Consider the following 18,409-nt stretch of genomic DNA (forward strand, 5'->3'; position numbering starts at 1 on the left):
GTGGAAAAAAGGTTGGGGAAAGACCACAAAAAGCAGAGCCCATCCTATCCAGGATGACACTCTTATAATCTATTAACCGTAGGGAAATAGAGGGTTGATTTGAGGAAGTTTTTATTTTTAAGTGGGCCTATTCGAAGACATCGAGAAGAGATATGAGAAGAAGAAGAGCTGAGCGAAGGGAACTGGAGCCTGATCCAAAATATGGTTCCGAACTCATTACAAAACTTGTCAATTCGGTAATGAGACGGGGCAAAAAAAGTGTGGCGAGGAGAATTGTTTATGAGGCCATCGAGGAATTAAACCAGGATAATAAAGAGGGAGATCCTGTGGAAATAGTGAGAAAAGCGGTGGAAAACGTAAAGCCCAAGCTTGAGGTTAAATCGAGAAGGGTGGGAGGGGCGACCTACCAGGTTCCTGTAGAGGTTAACCCTCATCGGCAGGTTTCACTCGCTTTGAGGTGGATAGTCCGTTATGCCAATTCAAGGAAGGGGGTGCCTATGGCCAAGGCTTTGTGTTCAGAACTTATGGACGCGGCCAATGGGACGGGCAGCTCTATTAAAAAGCGTGATGAAGTGCATAAAATGGCCCAGGCCAATAGAGCGTTTGCTCATCTTAGGTTCTGAAGGAAGGCAAGATTTATTTATAGAATGAATGTAGGGTTCGAACTAAGCTAAGGAAAGAGGTTGTATTTTAAAGGATTTGTTATGAGTAGTGATCTATCACAGACAGTCAAAAGCCAAGTCATGAATTCTCCCCATCGGCCTTTTTCGTTGGAGAGGACAAGAAACATAGGTATTGCGGCTCACATAGACGCGGGTAAAACCACCCTTACCGAAAGGATCCTTTTTTATACCGGGATGATCCATAGGATGGGTGAAGTCCACGAAGGAACTACGGTCACCGATTGGATGGAACAAGAAAGGGAAAGAGGGATCACCATTACCGCAGCGGCCATTTCCTGTTTCTGGTTGGAAAAAAAAGAGCCGGGTTTAGTGAAGTTGTTTGAAGGAGAAAAGTTTAGAGTCAATATCATTGATACTCCGGGGCATGTTGATTTTACAGCGGAAGTAGAACGGTCCTTGCGTGTTTTGGATGGGGTGATCATCGTATTTTGCGGTGTGGCGGGTGTTCAACCCCAATCGGAGACGGTTTGGAGGCAGGCCAATCGTTACAGGGTTCCTCGGATCGCCTTCGTCAACAAGATGGATCGTATAGGATCGGGTTTCGACAGGGTTGTCGAGGAAATTCGGACTAAACTGGATGGTTATGCCTGGCCGGTCCTTATACCCTTGGGCAATGAGGATCAATTACGTGGTCAGATCGATGTAATTTGTCAAAAAGCGATTATTTACACGGATAACGACAGGCTGGGATCGACTTATGTTATAACGGATATTCCAGAAGAGTACAAAGGGATAGCCCTTGAGGCAAAAGCGAAGCTTATTGCCGCGCTTGCCGATAAAGACGAAGAAATTGGAGAGCTTTTCTTGGAAGAAAAGGAACCTACTCCCAAACAGATAAAGCAGGCCATTCGGAGATTGGTTGTAAAAAATGAATTTGTTCCCGTGGTCGGAGGATCAGCTTTCAGGAACAAGGGGGTGCAATCTTTAATTGACGCCGTTATCGATTACCTTCCCAATCCTTTAGACATCGAACCTGCAAAGGGACATAATCCCTATACGCAGGAACCGGTTGAAGTGATATCCAATGACAATGGAAAATTTTGTGCGCTTGTTTTTAAAATCTGGTCCGATCCATACGTAGGGAAATTGGTCTTTTTCAGGGTCTATTCGGGTACCCTTAGAAAAGGGGACAGCGTATACAACGTGAGGACGGGAAAGAAAGAGCGGATCAGTCGAATCGTTCAGATACAAGCCAACGAAAGAAAAGATATCGAAGCGGTGTATTCTGGGGATATTGCTGCTCTTGTGGGTATTAAAGATGTGGCTACTGGAGATACCTTGGTTGAGGAAGGCTTTGAGGTGTCATTGGAACCTCCTGTCTTTCCTGAGCCTGTCATATCCATGGCGGTTGAACCCAAAGCACAGTCCGACAGGGAAAAACTTTCACAGTCCTTACAGCGACTCATGGAGGAGGACCCGACATTTAGGGTTCATACGGATCCCGAAACGGGCCAGACGATTATCTCGGGAATGGGAGAGTTGCACTTGGACATAATCACCGATCGGCTCAGGAGAGAGTTCGGGGTGAGTGTGAATGCGGGGGCGCCGCAGATTTCTTACAGAGAAACGATTAGAAGAGCCGCAATGGGCGAGGGGAAGTTGATCAAGCAGACCGGGGGCCGTGGACAATACGGGCATGTGATTTTGGAAATGGCTCCTCTTGAGAGAGGGAAAGGGGCTATCTGGGAAAGTAAAATTGTGGGGGGAACGATTCCTAAAGAGTACATTCCCGCTTGTTTTAAAGGAGTCCAAGAAGCATTGTCTTCGGGCATACTTTATGGGAGCCCTGTTACAGATCTCAAGATTACTATTATTGATGGAAGTTACCACGAGGTGGATTCCAGTGAACTGGCCTTCAAAATGGCGGCCATCTTTGCGGTGAAGGATGCCTTAAAGAAGGCCGACTGTTACTTGCTTGAACCCATTATGAAGGTAGAAGTATCCACTCCCACTGAATTTCAAGGGGATATCCTTGGAGATCTGACACGGAGAAGAGGGAAAATTCTCAATGTTGAAACCAAAGGAAATACTTCCATTATTAGCGCTGAAGTTCCTTTAGCTGAAATGTTTGGCTACGTGAATGACATTCGTTCCATGTCTAAAGGAAGGGCAGCTTATTCGATGGAGCCCTCTCATTTCGAAGAAGTGCCTACCCCTATTTATCATGCGCTTTTAGACCAAAAGAAAAGATAAGAAATAAGGGAGGGAGCAATGGCAAGCAAAATTCGAATTCGGTTGAAATCTTTTGATTATCGTCTGCTTGATCGGGCGGCGTCAGAAATTGCTGAAACGGCTCGAAGGACGGGCTCTGCGGTGTCAGGTCCCATTCCTTTGCCTACAAAGATAGAACGTTATGCGGTCAATCGCTCTCCACACGTGGACAAAAAGAGCATGGATCTGTTTGAGATTAGAACGCATAAAAGGCTGATCGATATTAAAGAACCGACATCCAAGACCGTTGATGAATTAAAAAAATTAAACTTACCTGCCGGAGTAGATATCAGTATTCGCATTTAACCTTTTAGGCAACAATCTGCCCGGTCTGATTGGAAGACAGAAGGAATAGGATGAGTATGAAGGGATTTGGTATAATGGCAAGGAAAATAGGCATGACGCAACTGTTTGATGCCACAGGAACGATGCATCCCTTGACGGTGTTGGTTGCTGAGCCTAATGTCGTCGTCCAATGTAAAAAAGAGGGAGAGGGCAAGGAAGTTCGGCTTCAAGTGGGCTATGAAGCACTGCCTGAAAGAAAGCTCAGTAAACCCCTGCTCGGCCATTACAAAAAAAGCGGGATTAGTCCAAGGAGGCATCTTAAGGAATTTGTATTTGAATCTGAAGAAAGCTGGCAGCCCGGCCAGCTATTGGATGTGAGTCGCTTTAACGAAGGAGAAAAAGTAGATGTTATTGGGATAACCAAGGGAAAAGGGTTTCAAGGAGTAATAAAAAAGCATGGCTTTGGAGGACAGCCTGCTTCTCATGGGTCGAAAACCCATAGAAGGAATGGTGCTATTGGAGAAAGATCTTTCCCGGGCAGGGTATTCAAAAATCAAGGGATGCCCGGTCACATGGGAAGAAAAAAAGTGACCATACAGAACTTGGATCTGTTTAAGATTATACCCGAGGACAACGTGTTGCTCGTCAAAGGAAGTGTTCCCGGAGCAAAAGGGGATATGGTTATCGTAAGGAAAGCTATTAAGGCATCTGTTTAGGCTTCAAAGAATTCTTGCTAAACTTAAGGGCAGTTATGGAATTGCTGACTATAGAAAAGGCTCAAGATTATGGATTGACCTTGCCCGAAACGGGGCAAAGGGATCAAGTATTGCATGATGCCCTCGTGGGATATCTTGCTAACTCAAGAAGTGGAACCCGGGCGACGAAGACAAAGGCGACGGTGAAGGCGTCAGGGAAAAAACCATGGAGACAAAAAGGGACGGGAAGAGCGAGAGCCGGTTATGTTTCTTCCCCTGTTTGGGTCGGTGGAGGAGTGGTATTTGGTCCTCAACCAAGGGATTTTTCTAAAAATATTCCTAAAAAGATCAAGGGGCTTGCCTTGCTTAAAGCTTTTGCAGCAAAAGTGAGGAGTGAAGAAGTCTATTGCTTGGAGAAGGTGGAGATGACCGAAATTAAGACAAAAAAAATGCTTTCGCTGCTCGAAGGCTGGGATGGGAAGGAAAGCGGCTTGCTTATTTTAAAAAATCCTTCGCGTAATGTCCTTTTGTCGGGAAGGAATATTCCTCACCTGGGAATTGTAAGAGCTCAAGATGTTAATGCCTTGGACCTATTGGGTTTTAAAAAAGTTTTTTTAGAAAGACCAGCGATAGAGGTTCTTGTTGAAAGGGTTAAAAAATTCAAGAGGGAAAAGAGCCAGAATGAAAATGGGGGTACACGATGAGAGATCTTTTTGCTATCTTGCGTACGGCGCGTATTACAGAAAAGGCAACGATGCTGAGGGAAAAAAATCAGTACCTCTTTGATGTTGATCCCAAGGCTACAAAAATAGATGTTAAAAAGGCTGTTGAAAAAGCCTTTGGGAAAAAAGTCCTTAAGGTAAATTTGTTTAATGTCCGGCCGAAAACGAAGTGGAGCAGGATGGGCCGGCCTGGAAAAACTTCGCGCATTAAAAGGGCCGTCGTTCAATTAGCCCCCGGAGAAAAGATCGATATCATGGTTTAAACATTAGCGTTTGAAGGACAGAATATGGGAATAAAAGATTTTAGACCTTTAACACCTGTTCAGCGATTTACCTCGCTGGATGATTTTTCGGACATTACTAAAACGGAGCCCGAATGGGACCTGACGGAACCTTATAAAAAAAAGGGAGGGAGAAACAACTACGGAAGAATAACGGCAAGGCATAGAGGGGGAGGACATAAACAAAGATATAGGATTATAGATTTTAAAAGAGATAAAACGGGGATTTTCGCCACGGTAGAAGCCATTGAATATGATCCTTTGAGGACGGCACGGATAGCCTTGCTTCGGTATGACGATCAAGAAAAAAGATATATTATAGCCCCGCAGGAACTTAAAGTGGGTAGTCGGGTTGTCAGTGGTCCCGATGCTCCTCCGGAGGTGGGCAATTCTTTGCCGTTGAAAAATATTCCTTCTGGTCTCCCCATATATAATATCGAACTGGTCCCCGGCAAGGGAGGGCAACTTGTGCGTTCGGCAGGGAGTAGTGCTCGAATGATGGGTCTCGACAAAGAATATGCGATAGTAAAGCTTCCTTCCGGAGAAATAAGGAAAGTTTGCGCTGAGTGTTACGCTACGGTTGGACAGGTTAGCAATCCTGATCATTTTAACAAGTCCCTAGGAAAAGCGGGAAGAACCCGGTGGCTTGGCTGGAGGCCAAGAGTAAGGGGTGTGGCTATGAACCCCGTCGATCATCCTAACGGGGGCGGGCAGGGTAAAAGTAAAGGAGGAGGGGGTTGGCAACAGCTGGAGTCCCCATGGGGTAAACCCGCCAAGGGAAAAAAGACGAGGCATAAACGAAAAAATTCGACCAAGTTTATTATTGAACGAAGACCGAAGAAAAAGAAGAAAAAGTAGAAAAAGGGAGGTCCTTTATGGGAAGAAGTCTTAAAAAGGGTCCTTTTGTAGACTCCCACTTGATTGAAAAAATTGAAAAACTGGGAGCAGCCAAGAAACCTATAAAAACATGGTCTCGGCGGTCCATGATTATCCCTGATTTTGTAGGGCATACTTTTTTAGTGCATAACGGTCGGACATTCCAGTCCGTTTATGTCACTGAAAATATGGTAGGTCATAGGTTGGGGGAATTTGCCCCAACCCGGACATTTAAAAAGCATGGTGCACATACCGAGAAAGCTTCAGTTAAGTAGGAGAAAAGCATGGAAGTTCGCGCGATCTATAAAATGGCTCGAATATCCCCCTTTAAGTCCAGGGACGTTGCCCGTTCCATTAAAGGAATGGATGCTCGAGATGCCTTCAACGTGCTCGCTTTTTATCCTAAGAAAGCAGCAAGGCTTATACGAAAAACTCTTGGCTCTGCCATTGCTAATGCGGAAAACAACCATAACTTAAGGGCCCAGGATCTTTATGTAAAGGGTGTGTTTGTAGATGAAGGGCCGAAATTTCGTCGGTACCAGCCTAAAGCACGAGGGAGTGCTGGAATAATCAGAAAGCGCACAGCTCACATCTGTGTTGTCTTGGATGAAAAAGAAAACAAGAGCTAAATAAGGTATTTTTATGGGCCAAAAAGTTAATCCTATCCTGTTTCGGTTGCCGGTAAACAGGCAGTGGCGATCGATATGGTATGCTGATAAGAAGACTTTCCCGAGGTTTATTTGGGAGGATTACCAGATCCGAAAGTTTATCAAGAAAAGGTTGGAATCGGCTGCCGTTGCAAAAATAGTTATCGAGAGGGCGGGCAACCGTGTAAGAATAAACATTCATACAGCAAGGCCGGGCTTGGTTATCGGAAGAAGGGCTGCTGAACTGGATAAAATAAAAGAAGAAATAATGGAAATTGTCGAAAAAGGAAGAGAAGTTTTAGTCGACGTGAAGGAAGTGAAGCATCCCGAGCTTGAAGCCCAACTGGTAGCCGAAAACATAGCCCTGCAAATTGAAAGAAGAGTGGCGTATAGAAGGGCTATAAAAAGAGCCATGCAATTGACGATGGATGCCGGGGCGGTAGGAATTAAAGTGCGGTGTGCGGGCCGTCTTGGCGGCGCTGAAATTGCCAGGGCCGAGAGGTATCATGAAGGTAAAGTTCCTCTGCATTCACTAAGAGCTGACGTCGATTATGGGTTTGCAGAAGCTAAAACGGTAGCCGGAAAAATCGGGGTTAAAGTTTGGATTTGTAGAAAAGAAGATATAGCAACGGTTGTTGGTTAACCATTTGAAGGGAGATGAGTATGGCTCTATTACCTCGAAGAGTAAAGTATAGAAAAAGTCAGCGAGGCAGCCGAAAAGGGAATGCGACAAGAGGGACTGAACTGGCTTTCGGTTCGTTTGGGATGCAAGCTCTTGAGAGAGCGTGGATTACCAACACGCAGATCGAGGCTGCACGTGTAGCCATCATGCGGAATGTAAAAAGAAAAGGAAGGCTATGGATCAGGATTTTTCCCGATAAATCGGTAACGGCTAGACCTCCCGAAACGCGCATGGGTAAGGGTAAAGGACAGCCCGCTTTTTGGGTTGCAGTCGTTCTTCCGGGAAGGATTCTTTTCGAGCTGGATGGACTTCCAGAACAGGTTGCCAAAGAGTCGATGAGACTTGCTGCAGCAAAGCTGCCAATCCATACCCGTTTTATCACTAGAGAGAGGTTGGTTAAAGTATGAAAAGGAAAGATCAACTCGTCGAACTTCGAGCCCTTGGAATCAAAGAGCTTTCAGCAAAGGAAAAGGAGTGCCGGGAAGAGTTATTTCGTCTCCGGATGCAGAAATCGACGGCTGCTCTAGAAAAACCTTCTCGTATTAAGGAATTAAAAAAGATGATTGCAAGAATACAGACCCTATCCCGGGAAAAGACCAAGGGGGAGGATTCCAAGTAAAAAAGGAGTAGAGCATGGAAGAATCTTCGGATATTAAAGCGGGTTTTGACCAAAAAACGCTTACAAGGAGAAAGCCAAAGGAAAAGATTGGAACGGTGGTTTCGACCAAGATGGCGAAAACCGCCGTAGTCATGGTGAGCAGGCATAAGGCTCATCCCAAGTACAAGAAAATTATAATAGTGAGAAAAAAATTTTATGCCCACGACGAGGGAGAAATCGCTAAAGAGGGGGATACTGTAAAGATTCAAGAGTGCAGGCCTCTTAGCCGTTTAAAGAGATGGAAAGTCATAGAAGTTTTAAAGACATCTAATAGGGAGGGAAAAAATGCTTCAGGTACGCAGTTGGTTGGAAGTAGCGGATAATAGTGGAGCAAAGAAAGCCACGATGATCGGTGTTATCGGTCGAAAAACCCTGGTTGCAAAGGTGGGAGATATTATAACGGCTTCGGTAAAAGATGCCTTACCCAATGGGGCGGTGAAAAAAGGGGAAGTGGTCAGGGCTGTTGTCGTTCGGACCAAAAGTCCCATTCGAAGAAGTGATGGGTCTTATCTTAAATTTGACAAAAATGCTATTGTTATAATCGACAAGGAATCCAATCCCAAGGGGACTCGTATATTCGGTCCCGTTGCTAGGGAGTTACGGGAAAAGAATTTCATGAAAATTCTTTCACTAGCTCCAGAGGTAGTATGAATAAGAGAGCCAAGAGCAAGAATAGAGAGCCCCTGAGAAAGAGTCCTGTAAAGAGAGGAGACGAAGTCGTTGTCATTACGGGAAGTGAGCGGGGAAAAAGGGGAAAGGTCCTCAAGGTATTAAGAAATACCCACAAGGTCATTGTCGAAGGGATAAAGATGGTCAAAAAAGCGGTGAGACCTTCGCAAGATAATCCCAAAGGGGGTATTGTTGAAAAAGAAGCAACAATCGCTATTTCCAATGTCATGCTTGCTTCAAAATGGGAGAAGAGGCAGGAAAAAAAGAAAGTGGCGGTAGAAAAGAAAGAGCAGGGATGAAAATTCTTCTTGAAAAGGGTTTGATTTTATTTTGGTTAATGAAACAAGAGGAACAAGTATTGGAATGAAAAGTAATGTCCCGAAGTTTTTAAAAGCCTATAGAGAAGTTGTCGTTCCTTATCTGATTGAGAAGAACGGTTATAAGAATATTCATGAAGTTCCAAAAATTGTAAAGATAACCCTAAACTGTTGCATGGGGTCATCTGGGGATATTAAAGTTGCCCTTGAAGAGGCCGCAAAGGAGCTTGCCCTCATTACGGGACAGAAGCCCGTTAAGACCAGGGCTAAAAAAAGCATTTCTAATTTCAAACTAAGAAAAGGGCAAGAAATTGGTTGTAAGGTTACCTTGAGAGGGGAAAGGATGTATGAATTTTTGGAAAGATTTGTTTGGGCGGCTTTGCCCAGGGTAAGGGATTTTAGGGGATTGCCTACCCGCTCATTTGATGCTCAGGGCAATTATACCATTGGGATAAAAGACCACACCATTTTTCCAGAAGTAGATATCGAAAATCTCAAAAGGAATATTGGATTTGATGTGACTATCGTTACCACGGCGAAGACCAAGAAAGAAGCTATTGATCTGCTTTCTGCAATGGGTTTCCCTTTTATTGGAGAAAAGGGCAAGCCACTTGTTTTATCGGCTTAGAACGGAGAGGGGAGGATCAAATATGGCCACGAAAGCATGGATTGCAAAACAGAAGAGAAAACCAAAATTTAGTACAAGAAAATATAACCGGTGTAGAATATCGGGAAGAAGAAGAGCTTATATCAGAAAGTTTGGGTTAAGTAGAATTCAGTTTAGAGAACTGGCTTCTTGGGGTGAAATTCCCGGAGTCATTAAGGCCAGTTGGTAAATTAGAAAAAGAATATGATAACCGATCCGATTGCCGATTTTTGTTCCGCAATACAGAATGCGGCCTACGCGAAGAAAAAAGAGATAAAAGTACCCTATTCTTTTTTAAAAGAGCGAATCGCTCAAGTTATGCTTCATGAGGGTTACTTGGAAAAAATAGAGAAGATAGAAGTGAGGAAAAACATATTTGAATTAAAAGTCGTTCTTAAAGAACCTGCTCTCATTACGAAGATAAAGAGGATAAGCAAGCCTGGATTGCGGCAGTACGTAGGTTATAAAGAAATTCCTAATATTTTAAGAGGACTCGGAATATGCATCCTTTCAACTTCAAGAGGAATAATGGCCGGTCATAGGGCCAAAAGGATGAAATTGGGTGGAGAGTTGCTCCTAGCCATTTATTAAAGAGGATTTGGAAAATGTCAAGAATTGGAAAATTGCCCATTAAACTCCCTCCAGGAATAAAAGTGAGTATTGAAGGAAACAATGTTACCTTGGAAGGGAAGAAAGGCAAACTATTCCATAGGTTGCCCGAATTTTTGAAGGTTCATCAGCAAGACGGCTCCCTGATACTGGAGAATACTGCGGATAGCCGGCAGTCAAAGGCCATGTATGGTCTCCATCGCTCCTTGCTGAACAATGCGGTAATGGGAGTGCACGAGGGGTTCCAAAAGAAGCTGGAAATTAATGGAATCGGATTTAGAGCCGCCGTGGAAGGGAAAAAGTTAGTGATGAATCTTGGATTTTCGCACCCCGTTGTGTACGAGATTCCCGAGGGAATATCCGTCAAAGTTCAAGATAACACGAAGCTGACCATAGAGGGTATTGATAAATGCCTGGTGGGGGCTGTAGCGGCCGATATCCGTGGATTTTATGTTCCTGAACCCTATAAAGGAAAAGGCATAAGGTATGCGGGCGAGGTGATACGGAGGAAGGCGGGAAAGACGGCTCAAAAGTAAATGGAAAATAACCGGATAGAGGATATGAAGAAGACTAGATTGGATGCAAGGAAAGTTCGTCACCTGCGTATTCGGAAAAAAGTTTTTGGTTCCCCGGAAAGACCCAGGTTAAGCGTTTATTTTTCTAACAATCACATCTATGCTCAACTCATTAATGACGAAGAGGGCCGTACCCTTGCCTTTGCCTCGACCATGGAAAAGGCTTTTTCAGGTCTTAAGCCGAATATAGAGGGAGCGACAAAAATTGGAGAAGCTATAGCAAAAAGGGCCTTAGAGAAAAAAATTAAAAAAGTGGTTTTCGATCGTGGAGGGTTTCTCTATCATGGAAAAGTTAAAGCTCTTGCAGATTCTGCTAGAGAACAAGGATTGGAGTTTTAAGGAATGAATCCCAAGGATAACCATTTATCAGCATCAACGACTCTCTTGGAAGAAAAGCAACCTGTAGATCTGAAAGAAGAAGAGCAGGGTATCGAACCGAAAGGAGGGCGCAAGAAAATACGACGTCACTCTGAAAAGAGAGATTTTAAACATGAAGAAACTTACCATGAAGAGCTCATGGACAGGGTTATTCATGTCAATCGGTGTGCCAAGGTGGTTAAAGGAGGACGTCGCTATAGTTTTGGGGCGTTGGTGGTAGTTGGAGATAGGGCCGGGCAGATCGGCATCGGTTTTGGAAAAGCCAACGAAGTTGCCGATGCGGTAAAAAAGGCAACGGAAAGCGCACGAAAGAAAATGCAGAGGATTGTTAGAAATGGAGATACGATCCCTCACGAGGTCATAGGGGAATTTAGCGGAGGAAAGGTTTTAATGAAACCTGCTTCTCCGGGGACAGGAGTCATAGCGGGGGTAATTGTTCGATCCATACTGGAAGCTGCGGGTATTAAAGATGTTTTGACCAAATCCCTGGGTTCAAAAAACCCTTATAATGTTGCCAAGGCTACGTTTAAAGCCTTGCTTCAGTTAAAGTCCCGAGACGAGGTTCTCCATAAAAGGGGCAAGGATATCCCCCTTGCTTCTCAACCTATTACAGAGTAACCCCATCGATAAGGAAAGTCATTATGATGCTTAATGATGTTCGACCGGCTATTGGAGCCAAAAAACGAAAAAAAAGAGTTGGATGTGGAGAAAGCTCCGGTCATGGAAAGACAAGCGGAAGAGGGCATAAGGGACAGAAAGCCCGTGCAGGGGGCTCCATTCGTATTGGATTTGAGGGAGGGCAAATGCCCTTGATCCGTAGGATTCCTAAGAGAGGATTTAATAACAAGCTTTTTCATGTTTTTTATGCCCCGGTTAACCTTTCAGCCCTTCAGGGAATTCAGCAAGAGGTTATTGACGAGAGCTTGCTCAGGCAAATCGGCGTGGTCAAAGGGAAGTGGGATGGAATAAAGATTTTAGGGAAGGGAGAAATTACCCAAGCTTATACTTTCAAAGTCCATGCTGTAAGCGCTTCGGCAAAAGAAAAAATTGAAAAGGCTGGGGGAAAAATTGAACTGATAAAATCAACTCCCTAAAAATATTTCCTCTTGAATCTTCTCCTCGAATCATTGTCTATATATGTAGTAGATATATGTAGTAGAACCCTAAAAAAAAGTTTATTTAGCCATCCATGCTTTCAGCCTTTGTCAACGTTTTTAAAATACCGGAACTGAGATCGAGGATACTTTTTACCCTAGGGGTGATCATCATCATCAGGCTAGGTTCCGCCATTCCCTGCCCAGGAGTCAATCCCAATGTTCTGGGAGAGTTTTTCCGTACCGTGGTTGATCAGCAGGCCCAGGGTTCCGTTGTGGGTATGTTAAACCTTTTTAGCGGTGGAGCCCTTGAAAATTGCGCCATTTTTTCCTTGAGCGTTATGCCTTACATCAGCGCAAGCATCATGATGCAGCTATTGACGACGGTTGTTCCTACCCTGGGGAAGTTGGCCAGGGAAGAAGGGGGTAGGCAAAAGTTGACGCAGTATTCGAGGCTATTGACCGTCTTGTTGTGCCTTTTCCAGGGCTACCTGCTATCAATCGGTTTTGAAAATCCCGAAAGCATTCCCTTGCTTCATGGCATTCATGGGATTATCGAAAAATTGGGGAGTCCTCTCGTTCCTGAGCCCGGCTGGAGTTTTAGGCTGATAACGATGATCAGTCTGACTACGGGAACCATGCTTCTCATGTGGCTTGGGGAACAGATTACCGATAAAGGAATTGGCAATGGAGTGTCTTTAATTATCACGATCGGTATTTTGGCAAGATTACCTGCTGGACTCGTCCAGGGATGGTCAAAACTCATTTCCCCTTCAAGTATTACCGCTTCTAGCCCTTTTCTCATTGCTTTACTCCTTCTTTTTCTCTTTGGTGTTATTGCTACGACTGTGGCCATGACACAGGCGATGAGAAAAATTCCCATCCACTATGCCAAGCAAGTAAGGGGCAATAAAATTTATGGAGGACAGACCTCTTTTTTACCTTTAAAGGTGAATTATTCCGGGGTAATGCCGATTATTTTTGCCCAGGCTATTCTTCTGTTTCCTTCAACGATGATCGGATTTTTGGTTCCCAACTCGGTTGTTGCGGCAAGAATAGCCAACTCCCTGTCTGCCGGTTCTCTTTATTACGCTCTTTCGGTAGTCTTGATTTTTTTCTTTTCCTATTTTTGGGTTGCAACCCAGTTTAACCCCGTACAGATTGCCGATGATTTGAAAAAGCATGGAGGATTTATTCCTGGAATAAGACCGGGTGCTCCGACTTCCGAGTTTCTCGATTATTCAATGACCAGGTTAACCTTGGCCGGTGCTGTATTCTTGTCTATTCTTGCTGTATTGCCGATGGTGGTCCAGAATCTCCTTGGAATCCCGGCAATTACGGCTCAATTTTTTGGAGGGACGAGCCTGCTTATTGTTGTCGGCGTGATATTAGATACGATGCGGCAAACAGAAACTTACTTGCTCCAGAGAAATTATGATGGATTCCTCAAAAAGAGGAAAGTGGGGAAAACCGCCGGGGCTGCTATTGCGACGAACGCCGTCAAGGAAAGAACCCTAGTCTGGATATATACTTTTATTGGCATATTGGTTATTGCCGGGATCACCGTTTCACTTTTTAAGAAGTAAAAGAATCAAGCTTCTGGAATTTCCCTGGAAGGAATTTCTTGGCCATCTTCCACAAAAACCATATTAGCGTTAGCGTAAGCAAGGAATACAAAAGGCTTAAGGGATAAATAGGGGTGTCTTTGCCCACTTGCACCCGTAGGGTTACCGTCATCCATGGGCCAAGATTGGCGTAGTCTTTGGGAAGCGGTTCATCAAGAAGGACTTTTACGGGCACACGTTGCGAGGTTTTAACGTAATTGAGGGTAAGGTCTTCTGGAGAATAAGAGCTAAATGCGTTTTTTGTTCCTTTTTGAATGCTATCGACATGCGCAGTAAGCCATTTTTGGGGATAAGCAGCGATTTTGACCAGGGCCGGCTGACCGGGACGGATTTTATTTAATTGCTTTTCTTTGAAATTGCCTACAACCCAGGAGTCATCAGAGACTATAGAAAAGAGATATTGACCGGTGCTGACGTAATCTCCTGGTTCAACTCTTTTATTGGTTATTTTCCCTTCGAGGGGACAGTAAATATCGGTATAACCAAGCGAAAGGCTTTCTAAGCGGAGAATGGATCGTGTAATTAAATTTGAGGCTAGGGTTAGATCGTAATTGAAAGAGCTCAAGGCATTGATGACGCTCAATTGACGAAGCCTTAACCACTCGGTTTGAGCAAGGATTCTAAAAGCATCCGCAAAAGCTACCCTGGCCAAGTAATCCCTGGGATCGATTTTGACCATCAGTTCTCCTTTTTTGACCTTCAGGTTGTCATCAACCAGGACTTTCTCAACATATCCGGATACTTTTGAAGAGATTCTTAAGACATGAGAGTTCATATAAGCATCTTCTGTTTGTTGATAGCTGGATCTTTCCAACAAGCTTTTCCAAGAGAAAAACAATCCTCCAGAGAAGATTAAGCAAACCAGGATGAAGCGGTAGCTTGTTTTGCTGAAAACCATAAGCCGGTGCATCAATATACAAAGAGGCGGCTGGAACGCCACCGGAAAAATCACGCTCCAGGAACGGGTCCTTTGCAATTTAGATTACTTTTTCATTTTTAAAAAAGCAAAAAGCCCTTTGCTTTTTGGAACTCCATTCTAGAAAAGAGACCCTATCCATTGGGGAAGAAGGGAGGTCGTGGTTTTCGGAGTTTTGAGGAGAATGTTTTAAGGCGGGGAAACGCAAAACCAGTTCCCTAGACAATTCTTCTTCGGCTTGCCTTAACTTGTAGTCGCGCATCATCGTGGTCATGGTTGTGATTCCCGCAATGGCCACATCGACAGGAGTGATGGCAGGAATAAAACGGTTGGATGTTCTCGTCCCGGAAGTAGTAAGAAGCCTGGTCCCTGAACGGGCAGAAACCAAATTGAGTCGCGCTCCCACTCTCCATGCCGCCCAAACGACAGAATAAAACCCTTCGTACTGGGTTACTTCTCCATAAAGGAGAAGATCTGCTGAAAGCCATTTCCCAAGAATCTTGGGCGAAATCCTAAGAAGGTCTTGCATCGTCGTAAGGCCATGAGCTTTCAAAAGAGTATCGATTTCACCAAGGTTCAATACCTCAAAATCCTTTTGAGCCAAGTAACTGGCAATGGTCCGGCGTAACCGATTACTCACCGTCCATCGCCAATTTTCCTTTTGGCTTTTTGTCTTGGGAAAAAGGGGAATGCGGTTGACAAGAAAATTGCCTCCCGTGGCTTGATCCGAGAAAGGAAGAATGGCAATTTTACCCCCGGCTTCACGAGGATAGTCGGGATGGACAACAATATCGGGTTTTTGTATATCCATCTCGATTAAACGGTCATATAAAGATTTTTTCCCATGAATTTTTTCCCCGATCTCGGGAAGAAAAAACCTTTGGCTTGAAGCGGCACAAAGAAGATTAGAAGGCATTGCCTTTTGCTTCCCCACCGATTTTCCCTTGGGTTCTTCAATGGGGGCGAGGGCAAAGTCCGCTTTCCTAATTTCTCCCTTTTTTTCTGCTTGGTTGTTTTTGTTTGAAAGCTGAAAAGAAAAGCGTGGATGCTCGAGATTAGAGGGTAGTTTTTGACCGGGTTGTTGAGCGGAAAGAAAAAATCCTCTGTTTTCCTTGTCATCGTCCCATTGCCGATAAGAAGGAATAGGGCTACTGGTCCTGGTATTTTCCTTGGACGGCGGTTTTTTGGAGGATACATGAGGGGACAGGCCGAGGCTTTTTTCTGCTTGGGGAAAGTAGGGGAGGGGTCTTCTTGTAGGGATTCTCAAGACTATTTCTCTTGCAATGTCCTCTTCAGCCCGCCTCAATACGACATCTCTTAAGTAGGTTGCATTGGTAGCTGAATTGATGAGCAGATCCGTGGGATTGAGAACAAAATCAAAACCGAGTTGATTCCTCGAACCTGAAGAATAAAACAACTGTTCTCCATTTTTCGTGGACAGCATCTGCACGTCTGCAGCTATGCTATACCCGCAAATCACTCCCCCGTAATAACTTTCGTAATTTTTTACCACTCCATAAATCAACGCATCGGCATTAAGCCACGAGCCAAGGACTTGAGGAGAAATTTTTAGCAGATCTTCGCTGGTCTTGATCCCATGTTGTTTCAATACCTCATCGATTTTATCCAACCTGAGGGGGTAATATTCCCTTTGGGCGAGATTTCCGTAAATAAGCTTTCGAACCCTTTGGGCTCTTGTCCATCTGTATTTTTCCCTTGATAGAGGATCGCGCTGGCTCAAGGGGATTTTATTGAGGTAATAATCTCCCTTGTCCTGATCAACAAAGGGCAGAACAGCGATCGTTCGCGGGGGGAGTTCATAGAAAAGAGAGCTTGCAGTACCCTGGATTTTTCCCGGATCCAAGTCTACGACATGGTCGTAGAGCGTTTTTTTTCCATGATGCAGAACGGCTTGCTCTTTGAGAAAAAGTTTTTGATCTTCAGGCGATGTTCGAATTCCAGAACATCCAAAACCTAAAAAAAGGATAAAAAACAGGCAAGCTGGATGGCGCATAAGCCTTTAAAAGCTTATCCATTTTGCCTACAAGCTTTTGAAAAGCAAGAACAAAGAAAGAGAAGACCGGCAAGAAAAGTAAAAATTATTATGGGTAGGGAAAGCAAACCTTAAGGGGAAAATTAATTTCTTTTAATCGTAAAGGGCACTATCTTTTTGAAAAGGCTAGAAAAATTATGCCTTCCCAGTTCCTGCTTGAGCTTTTCCTCGCTCGTCACCCAATTGAGCATCACCACCCTGCGGCGGCCTTCAAAGGGCAGGTGGCCATGGAAAGAATTATCGGACCTTTTAAAAGCGATTAATGAACCCCATTCAGGTGGAACTTCAGCCGCATAATCGTTTATGTTTTTAGAACGCAGCAGCCGTAATCTGCCTCCTTGGGGCTCCCATTCTTCATTCAAGTAGACTAGTATAGTAACCAGTTTCCACTCCGAGTCGGTATGAATGTTGCCATCCCTGTCTTTTGAACACCACCCTCTGACTGTCGTCAAGATGGGCTTTCCTTCCAAGTCGATATTGAACTTTTCTTGAAGAATTTCGGTTAGGGCATGACTTTCGAGTTCCTCGATAAAGGAAGAAAACGAGGGACCGTATTTCAGCTCAGAGAGAGAAAAAACACCAGGTTTTTGAATCTGGGGAAAATCCGCAAGCAACGATTCTTTATTTTCTCCTTTGACGAATTCTTTAACTATGAGATATTCGAAGGGTTCATGAGCTACTGGAGCGGAAGCTAGTTTTTCCAAGTTAATGTATTTCATAGCGGCAATCATTTTTTCCAAAAAAAATGAATTTTGCAATAATAATGTTCCTTTTCCCTTACTTTGATAAAACATCTGCAAGTTTGACGATGAAAGGGCTTGGCTGGTGCGGCACCGGGGAGCCGGTTGTTCGACCGATCCAAGGGGTGCGGCAAGGCCCGTGGCGGCAGAAAGGAATCCTCCGCCTTCTGGTGCGGGGGAGGAGATTGATTCTGGCAAAGATTAGTTTTGTAAGTTGTTTTTAAAAAGAATATAATAAGGATCTGGCTTATGGAGTCGTGGCCGAGTGGCTGAAGGCAGCGGTTTGCTAAACCGTTAGGGGACAAAAATCCCCTCGAGGGTTCGAATCCCTCCGACTCCGCCCGTTATAAAGAATCAAGCTGACCTGAACCATTCATGGTTGCATGGCTTTCGGGACGTTGTTTATCTTCCGCTATTTTATTGACCTATGATTTCCAAGGGTTTTTTTCTTAAAAAGATTTTACGTAGGGTGTCGTTTTTGTCTGAGAAAAGAAACCAAGCTTCGTAAACGTAGTGCGAGGCATCCTTATAGGTCCATTTTAAAACATGGGCAGGCTCCAAGTTGCTCTTGGATTGGGTATAAGCCCCGATGAATCCCGACATGATTCGGCCTCGGCGATAATGGATATCGATTACGTCGTATCGCTCGTAATCTTCGCCCATGATTTGAATCACCCGCTTTTGGGGCATTCCTTCTTCAAAATGGATATCCTTGACTTCCCAAGTTGACCAGGTGGATTGAACGAAAGGTGTTCCGTAGGGAGGTTGGTTCGTTTGCTCTTTTAAGTTGGATAACTGGGGATAATCGGGAAGAGGATAATAGATCTGGGAAAGGCCATTGAGGGCGCAATCCAAAAGGATGAATAAGATAAGGATCAAGGGATACATGGCATGAAAAAGTTGTTAACTAAAAGTAGCGTTTGTGAAATCGGAATGAAAGGACTAAGTGAGGCCCTTCCTTCCCGGCAATGAAAGGGAAGCTGGGATTTCCTTAATCCTTTTTATTATCCTTTTGCCGAACAGCTAGGGGATAAGCCAGCTTATTCT

General features: G+C 44.4%; 27 protein-coding genes and 1 tRNA gene. 24 read left to right on the forward strand and 4 right to left on the reverse strand.

What is annotated here, in order from left to right; translation table 11 throughout:
• Positions 1-152: 152 nt before the first annotated feature.
• From rpsG to secY, 23 genes are all read left to right on the forward strand, one after another.
• Positions 153-623 (forward strand): 30S ribosomal protein S7, encoded by a 471-nt coding sequence (rpsG, locus tag MINF_RS03020; protein ID WP_012463017.1) that lies wholly within the window; start codon positions 153-155, stop codon positions 621-623.
• A gap of 81 nt (positions 624-704) precedes the next feature.
• Positions 705-2,876 carry an elongation factor G gene (fusA, locus tag MINF_RS03025; protein WP_048810090.1) on the forward strand — a complete coding sequence of 724 codons (2,172 nt, stop codon included), beginning with the start codon at positions 705-707 and terminating at the stop codon, positions 2,874-2,876.
• 18 nt (positions 2,877-2,894) lie between these two features.
• Entirely contained in the window at positions 2,895-3,200 is a 306-nt protein-coding gene (rpsJ, locus tag MINF_RS03030; RefSeq protein WP_012463019.1) for a 30S ribosomal protein S10, read from the forward strand.
• Between the two features lie 50 nt (positions 3,201-3,250).
• Positions 3,251-3,895, forward strand: coding sequence for a 50S ribosomal protein L3 (rplC, locus tag MINF_RS03035; protein WP_048810091.1), 645 nt, complete (start codon positions 3,251-3,253; stop codon positions 3,893-3,895).
• A 35-nt stretch (positions 3,896-3,930) separates the two neighbouring features.
• Positions 3,931-4,578 carry a 50S ribosomal protein L4 gene (gene rplD / locus MINF_RS03040; RefSeq protein WP_048810092.1) on the forward strand — a complete coding sequence of 216 codons (648 nt, stop codon included), beginning with the start codon at positions 3,931-3,933 and terminating at the stop codon, positions 4,576-4,578.
• Positions 4,575-4,859, forward strand: coding sequence for a 50S ribosomal protein L23 (gene rplW, locus MINF_RS03045; protein WP_012463022.1), 285 nt, complete (start codon positions 4,575-4,577; stop codon positions 4,857-4,859). The genes rplD and rplW overlap by 4 nt, the downstream gene beginning before the upstream one ends.
• A 24-nt stretch (positions 4,860-4,883) precedes the next feature.
• On the forward strand, positions 4,884-5,735 hold the full coding sequence (gene rplB, locus MINF_RS03050; protein ID WP_012463023.1) for a 50S ribosomal protein L2: 852 nt from the start codon (positions 4,884-4,886) through the stop codon (positions 5,733-5,735).
• 17 nt (positions 5,736-5,752) lie between these two features.
• Positions 5,753-6,028: a 30S ribosomal protein S19 gene (gene rpsS, locus MINF_RS03055; protein ID WP_012463024.1), complete on the forward strand. Its 276-nt coding sequence runs from the start codon at positions 5,753-5,755 to the stop codon at positions 6,026-6,028.
• Positions 6,029-6,037: 9 nt separating this feature from the next.
• A complete protein-coding gene (rplV, locus tag MINF_RS03060) occupies positions 6,038-6,382 on the forward strand; it encodes a 50S ribosomal protein L22 (RefSeq protein WP_012463025.1) in 345 nt (114 codons plus the stop codon).
• A gap of 13 nt (positions 6,383-6,395) precedes the next feature.
• Entirely contained in the window at positions 6,396-7,043 is a 648-nt protein-coding gene (gene rpsC / locus MINF_RS03065; RefSeq protein WP_012463026.1) for a 30S ribosomal protein S3, read from the forward strand.
• Positions 7,044-7,063: 20 nt separating this feature from the next.
• Positions 7,064-7,489, forward strand: coding sequence for a 50S ribosomal protein L16 (gene rplP, locus MINF_RS03070; RefSeq protein ID WP_048810093.1), 426 nt, complete (start codon positions 7,064-7,066; stop codon positions 7,487-7,489).
• The gene (gene rpmC / locus MINF_RS03075; protein ID WP_048810094.1) at positions 7,486-7,701 is read left to right on the forward strand and encodes a 50S ribosomal protein L29; all 216 of its coding nucleotides are present in this window, start codon (positions 7,486-7,488) and stop codon (positions 7,699-7,701) included. Before rplP ends, rpmC begins: the two co-directional genes overlap by 4 nt.
• A 14-nt stretch (positions 7,702-7,715) precedes the next feature.
• On the forward strand, positions 7,716-8,063 hold the full coding sequence (gene rpsQ / locus MINF_RS03080; RefSeq protein ID WP_048810095.1) for a 30S ribosomal protein S17: 348 nt from the start codon (positions 7,716-7,718) through the stop codon (positions 8,061-8,063).
• On the forward strand, positions 8,026-8,391 hold the full coding sequence (rplN, locus tag MINF_RS03085; protein ID WP_048810096.1) for a 50S ribosomal protein L14: 366 nt from the start codon (positions 8,026-8,028) through the stop codon (positions 8,389-8,391). Before rpsQ ends, rplN begins: the two co-directional genes overlap by 38 nt.
• Complete coding sequence (rplX, locus tag MINF_RS03090; RefSeq protein ID WP_012463031.1) at positions 8,388-8,708, forward strand: 50S ribosomal protein L24; 321 nt, start codon at positions 8,388-8,390, stop codon at positions 8,706-8,708. The genes rplN and rplX overlap by 4 nt, the downstream gene beginning before the upstream one ends.
• Positions 8,709-8,772: 64 nt before the next feature.
• Positions 8,773-9,354 carry a 50S ribosomal protein L5 gene (gene rplE, locus MINF_RS03095; RefSeq protein ID WP_048810097.1) on the forward strand — a complete coding sequence of 194 codons (582 nt, stop codon included), beginning with the start codon at positions 8,773-8,775 and terminating at the stop codon, positions 9,352-9,354.
• 22 nt (positions 9,355-9,376) lie between these two features.
• Positions 9,377-9,562: a type Z 30S ribosomal protein S14 gene (locus tag MINF_RS03100; protein ID WP_048810446.1), complete on the forward strand. Its 186-nt coding sequence runs from the start codon at positions 9,377-9,379 to the stop codon at positions 9,560-9,562.
• Positions 9,563-9,576: 14 nt separating this feature from the next.
• The gene (gene rpsH / locus MINF_RS03105; protein WP_012463034.1) at positions 9,577-9,963 is read left to right on the forward strand and encodes a 30S ribosomal protein S8; all 387 of its coding nucleotides are present in this window, start codon (positions 9,577-9,579) and stop codon (positions 9,961-9,963) included.
• A 14-nt stretch (positions 9,964-9,977) separates the two neighbouring features.
• A complete protein-coding gene (rplF, locus tag MINF_RS03110) occupies positions 9,978-10,517 on the forward strand; it encodes a 50S ribosomal protein L6 (RefSeq protein ID WP_012463035.1) in 540 nt (179 codons plus the stop codon).
• A 24-nt stretch (positions 10,518-10,541) separates the two neighbouring features.
• Entirely contained in the window at positions 10,542-10,895 is a 354-nt protein-coding gene (gene rplR / locus MINF_RS03115) for a 50S ribosomal protein L18 (RefSeq protein ID WP_048810447.1), read from the forward strand.
• A gap of 3 nt (positions 10,896-10,898) precedes the next feature.
• Positions 10,899-11,552 (forward strand): 30S ribosomal protein S5, encoded by a 654-nt coding sequence (gene rpsE, locus MINF_RS03120; RefSeq protein WP_012463037.1) that lies wholly within the window; start codon positions 10,899-10,901, stop codon positions 11,550-11,552.
• 23 nt (positions 11,553-11,575) lie between these two features.
• On the forward strand, positions 11,576-12,028 hold the full coding sequence (gene rplO / locus MINF_RS03125) for a 50S ribosomal protein L15 (RefSeq protein WP_012463038.1): 453 nt from the start codon (positions 11,576-11,578) through the stop codon (positions 12,026-12,028).
• Between the two features lie 95 nt (positions 12,029-12,123).
• Positions 12,124-13,614, forward strand: a complete 1,491-nt coding sequence (secY, locus tag MINF_RS03130) for a preprotein translocase subunit SecY (protein WP_012463039.1) — start codon at positions 12,124-12,126, stop codon at positions 13,612-13,614.
• Here secY and MINF_RS03135 read toward each other — a convergent pair.
• The 3 genes from MINF_RS03135 to MINF_RS03145 form a co-directional block, all read right to left on the reverse strand.
• Positions 13,604-14,428 carry an HlyD family secretion protein gene (locus tag MINF_RS03135; protein WP_238523535.1) on the reverse strand — a complete coding sequence of 275 codons (825 nt, stop codon included), beginning with the start codon at positions 14,426-14,428 and terminating at the stop codon, positions 13,604-13,606. The two genes, secY and MINF_RS03135, sit on opposite strands and share 11 nt — an antisense overlap.
• 202 nt (positions 14,429-14,630) lie before the next feature.
• On the reverse strand, positions 14,631-16,583 hold the full coding sequence (locus MINF_RS03140) for a GNA1162 family protein (RefSeq protein WP_079200412.1): 1,953 nt from the start codon (positions 16,581-16,583) through the stop codon (positions 14,631-14,633).
• 122 nt (positions 16,584-16,705) lie between these two features.
• On the reverse strand, positions 16,706-17,560 hold the full coding sequence (locus MINF_RS03145) for a 2OG-Fe(II) oxygenase (protein WP_012463043.1): 855 nt from the start codon (positions 17,558-17,560) through the stop codon (positions 16,706-16,708).
• A 53-nt stretch (positions 17,561-17,613) separates the two neighbouring features.
• On the opposite strand from MINF_RS03145, the gene MINF_RS03150 reads away from it, so the two are divergent.
• Positions 17,614-17,702, forward strand: a tRNA-Ser gene (locus MINF_RS03150).
• A gap of 77 nt (positions 17,703-17,779) precedes the next feature.
• Here the strand turns inward: MINF_RS03150 and MINF_RS03155 are convergent.
• On the reverse strand, positions 17,780-18,250 hold the full coding sequence (locus MINF_RS03155) for a hypothetical protein (protein WP_012463044.1): 471 nt from the start codon (positions 18,248-18,250) through the stop codon (positions 17,780-17,782).
• Between the last annotated feature and the right edge of the window lie 159 nt (positions 18,251-18,409).

It is taken from the genome of Methylacidiphilum infernorum V4 (assembly GCF_000019665.1).
GTDB lineage: Bacteria > Verrucomicrobiota > Verrucomicrobiia > Methylacidiphilales > Methylacidiphilaceae > Methylacidiphilum > Methylacidiphilum infernorum.

Bases quoted from the DNA above. Each gene is read 5' to 3' on its own strand.
- rpsG (WP_012463017.1), top strand. From the start codon at position 153: ATGAGAAGAAGAAGAGCTGAGCGAAGGGAACTGGAGCCTGATCCAAAA.
- fusA (WP_048810090.1), top strand. From the start codon at position 705: ATGAGTAGTGATCTATCACAGACAGTCAAAAGCCAAGTCATGAATTCT.
- rpsJ (WP_012463019.1), top strand. From the start codon at position 2,895: ATGGCAAGCAAAATTCGAATTCGGTTGAAATCTTTTGATTATCGTCTG.
- rplC (WP_048810091.1), top strand. From the start codon at position 3,251: ATGAGTATGAAGGGATTTGGTATAATGGCAAGGAAAATAGGCATGACG.
- rplD (WP_048810092.1), top strand. From the start codon at position 3,931: ATGGAATTGCTGACTATAGAAAAGGCTCAAGATTATGGATTGACCTTG.
- rplW (WP_012463022.1), top strand. From the start codon at position 4,575: ATGAGAGATCTTTTTGCTATCTTGCGTACGGCGCGTATTACAGAAAAG.
- rplB (WP_012463023.1), top strand. From the start codon at position 4,884: ATGGGAATAAAAGATTTTAGACCTTTAACACCTGTTCAGCGATTTACC.
- rpsS (WP_012463024.1), top strand. From the start codon at position 5,753: ATGGGAAGAAGTCTTAAAAAGGGTCCTTTTGTAGACTCCCACTTGATT.
- rplV (WP_012463025.1), top strand. From the start codon at position 6,038: ATGGAAGTTCGCGCGATCTATAAAATGGCTCGAATATCCCCCTTTAAG.
- rpsC (WP_012463026.1), top strand. From the start codon at position 6,396: ATGGGCCAAAAAGTTAATCCTATCCTGTTTCGGTTGCCGGTAAACAGG.
- rplP (WP_048810093.1), top strand. From the start codon at position 7,064: ATGGCTCTATTACCTCGAAGAGTAAAGTATAGAAAAAGTCAGCGAGGC.
- rpmC (WP_048810094.1), top strand. From the start codon at position 7,486: ATGAAAAGGAAAGATCAACTCGTCGAACTTCGAGCCCTTGGAATCAAA.
- rpsQ (WP_048810095.1), top strand. From the start codon at position 7,716: ATGGAAGAATCTTCGGATATTAAAGCGGGTTTTGACCAAAAAACGCTT.
- rplN (WP_048810096.1), top strand. From the start codon at position 8,026: ATGCTTCAGGTACGCAGTTGGTTGGAAGTAGCGGATAATAGTGGAGCA.
- rplX (WP_012463031.1), top strand. From the start codon at position 8,388: ATGAATAAGAGAGCCAAGAGCAAGAATAGAGAGCCCCTGAGAAAGAGT.
- rplE (WP_048810097.1), top strand. From the start codon at position 8,773: ATGAAAAGTAATGTCCCGAAGTTTTTAAAAGCCTATAGAGAAGTTGTC.
- MINF_RS03100 (WP_048810446.1), top strand. From the start codon at position 9,377: ATGGCCACGAAAGCATGGATTGCAAAACAGAAGAGAAAACCAAAATTT.
- rpsH (WP_012463034.1), top strand. From the start codon at position 9,577: ATGATAACCGATCCGATTGCCGATTTTTGTTCCGCAATACAGAATGCG.
- rplF (WP_012463035.1), top strand. From the start codon at position 9,978: ATGTCAAGAATTGGAAAATTGCCCATTAAACTCCCTCCAGGAATAAAA.
- rplR (WP_048810447.1), top strand. From the start codon at position 10,542: ATGAAGAAGACTAGATTGGATGCAAGGAAAGTTCGTCACCTGCGTATT.
- rpsE (WP_012463037.1), top strand. From the start codon at position 10,899: ATGAATCCCAAGGATAACCATTTATCAGCATCAACGACTCTCTTGGAA.
- rplO (WP_012463038.1), top strand. From the start codon at position 11,576: ATGATGCTTAATGATGTTCGACCGGCTATTGGAGCCAAAAAACGAAAA.
- secY (WP_012463039.1), top strand. From the start codon at position 12,124: ATGCTTTCAGCCTTTGTCAACGTTTTTAAAATACCGGAACTGAGATCG.
- MINF_RS03135 (WP_238523535.1), bottom strand. From the start codon at position 14,428: ATGAACTCTCATGTCTTAAGAATCTCTTCAAAAGTATCCGGATATGTT.
- MINF_RS03140 (WP_079200412.1), bottom strand. From the start codon at position 16,583: ATGCGCCATCCAGCTTGCCTGTTTTTTATCCTTTTTTTAGGTTTTGGA.
- MINF_RS03155 (WP_012463044.1), bottom strand. From the start codon at position 18,250: ATGTATCCCTTGATCCTTATCTTATTCATCCTTTTGGATTGCGCCCTC.